The sequence below is a fragment of the Streptomyces sp. NPDC059900 genome, from assembly GCF_050270335.1.
Lineage (GTDB): Bacteria > Actinomycetota > Actinomycetes > Streptomycetales > Streptomycetaceae > Streptomyces.
Window position 1 is genome coordinate 1 of sequence record NZ_JBNNJZ010000871.1, and the last position, 2,497, is coordinate 2,497.

General features: G+C 72.5%; 2 protein-coding genes and 1 pseudogene. All 3 read right to left on the reverse strand.

The features are described 5' to 3' along the window. Nucleotides 1-377, reverse strand: a pseudogene (locus ACQKIP_RS45135) (hypothetical protein); the annotation flags it as partial. Between the two features lie 18 nt (nucleotides 378-395). Continuing rightward, entirely contained in the window at nucleotides 396-1,214 is an 819-nt protein-coding gene (locus tag ACQKIP_RS45140; RefSeq protein ID WP_365863432.1) for an endonuclease/exonuclease/phosphatase family protein, read from the reverse strand. Further along, nucleotides 1,211-2,497: hypothetical protein (locus ACQKIP_RS45145; protein WP_427745659.1), on the reverse strand; the 1,287-nt coding region annotated here is incomplete at its 5' end. The genes ACQKIP_RS45140 and ACQKIP_RS45145, both read right to left, overlap by 4 nt.

The following is a 2,497-nucleotide window of genomic DNA, read 5'->3' on the forward strand; positions in this document are numbered from 1 at the left end:
TCCTCGGACACGTACAGGTCGGAGCGCAGCTCGCCGCGCACCACCGCGGAGCCCAGCGCGGACCGGTGGTTGTGGATGTCCAGTCCCTCGTCCGGGCCGGCCGCCCGCCACGCGTGCAGCCGCAGGGTGTAGGGGTAGCCGCCGTCGAGGAGCAGCAGTCGCCAGTGGCAGCCCAGGGTGTCGCGGTAGGAGCGGCGGGCGCAGGCGGCGGTGGTCTGCGTGCCGTCCGCGAGTTCGGTGAGCATTCCCAGCAGGGCTGTCTTGTCTGCCAGTTCGGCCACCGCGGCGCGCGCCACGGCGAGCCGCCGCGCTTCGGGGACATCGCCGCCCAGCGCCGCCTCCAGGTGTTCGCGCGCCCGCGTCAGATGTTCTCCCACCCTGTCCACCTGCCTTCGTCAGGGACCATCACCAGGGCCCGCGCACTCGTCCTCGGAGGGGAGTTGGAAGACGGCCACGCAGGCCCGGTGATCCGAGTAGTTGTCGAGGGTCACGGACTCGGTGAGGACCAGGTCCGAGGAGTGCAGGACATCGTCCACGCTGCGGTCCCGCTGGGTGGGCCGTCCGTCGAAGGTGCTGGCCAGAGGCACGTCCAGTGTGTCGAGCAGCAGGTCCGAGGCATTCGCGTTGAAGTCGCCGCACACCAGGAGCCGGCGCGGCCCGCCGGGCCGGTCCAGCTCGTCGGCGAGCGCACGCCAGATCTCCTTGAACTCCGGGTCCGCCGCATCGCGCCGGAACAGGTAGAAGGGGAACGAGTGCAGCGACACGACATCGATCTCGTCCTCGCCCAGGTCGACGGTGACGCGTAGGTGCCCCTTGTCGTGGCTGAGGATCTCCTGGCCGTCCAGGACGACACGCAGCCCGGGGTTGGGCAGCACGTAGCGTGCCGTGTTGCGCAGCGGGAAGCGGCTGGCCACGGCAACGCCGCTGCGACGGCCCGGCGTGAACGAAGAGGCGTGCAGCGGATGCGCCGCCAGGTGCCGCAGCGGGGTCCGCCGCCGCAGTTCCGCGAGCAGTTCCGCGTGTCCGTGCCGGTCGAAGCCCACCTCCTGGAACGCGGCCACGTCCACCTTCCGTTCGGCGATCATGGCGAGGACCTCCTCGGTCGCACGGGGGTCGGCGGGGCCCGCCGCGTCGGCGAAGGCGCCGCTCGAACCGTCCACCCCCTCGTGCAGGTTCCAGCTGACGACCGTGAGGGTGCGGCGCCGGGTATTCACAGGTCCCGTGCCCGCAGGGGGCGTGGCGTGACCCGCAGCGCGTACTCCCGCATCGTCACCGTCCCTTGGTAGGCCAGCCAGATCGGTTGTCTGCCGTCGTGCCATCGCCAGGTGCCATCCTTGAAGCAGTCGAGGGTTGAGCGCGCGGTCACGGCCAGCAGTTCGGGCGCCGGGGGCGCGCCGGGCAGCAGCAGCGCCCGCGTTACCCATGCCGGGGTGAAGTGGCCCACCAGCAAGGCGTCCACGCTTCCGTCCGCCATGGGGCGGCGCACTTGTTCGTCCATGAGGCGAAGTTCGAGGTCTGTGGCGCACAGCCACCTCAGGCCGGCCCCGGCCACCCGGGCGAAGGGCGCGCCGTCCGGCAGCACTTGGGCCGCGCGGTGCAGGGCCAGGACGGCACGCGCGGTGTGCGCGGCGGACGGCTCGATCGCATGCACGCTCTCTCCCCAGCAAGCCGTAGCGCCGCCCGTCGCCGCCGCGCCGGGGCGGGCCGCGTCGGCCAGCCGGTGGACCAGACGCAGCAGCCCGGCGGACTCCGGCGCGATCTCGGCCAGTGCGGCCACCACGATCGTGAGCACAGTGGTGCAGTCCATGCCAAGCGGGTCCTGCGCGGGATCGAGCATGTCCTCCAGCACGCCGGTCAGTTGCGCACGCGTCGCATCGTCGAGGCCGCTGCGCACCATCGCGGCCAGCACCCACGCGGTGACCTCGGGCCGGCCGCGGTCGCGCTGGGTACTGGCCGCCCAGCCGCCGCCGGTCTTCTGGAGCGCGAGCAGCGAGTCCAGGACCCGGCGCCTGCCCACACGCGGCTCGCGCAGGTCGCACGCCGAGAGCATGCGAAGCCCGTAGGAGGTGCCGATCGCGGTAGGTGGCACGTGGTGATCGTCCAGGTACTGCGACCACCCGGCCAAGTCCTCGCCGCGGTGTGACAGCACGCGGAACTCGGCCAGCACGCTGTGCGCCGAGTCGTCGACCAGCCGTCGTACGCAGACCTCCGCCGGAGGCAGGAGCGATGGGGACGGTTCCTGCTCCGTTGACCGATCCGTCCGCCACTGCGCCGCCATCCGCAGGGCGAAGCCCAGACACAGGGCGCAGAGTCCGGCGAACAGGTACCGGAGCACGGAGAGGCTGAACCAGTCCTCCGGCAGGGCGTAGTCGAGCAGCGCCTTGTAGGCGACGAGCGCCGCGGCGAACGGCCCCAGGGCGACGAGCGCCTCGGTGAGCCGCCGGACGGCCCCGGGCGGGGCGTGGGGCGAGGGGTCGGGGCCGGTGGTGCCCGTACG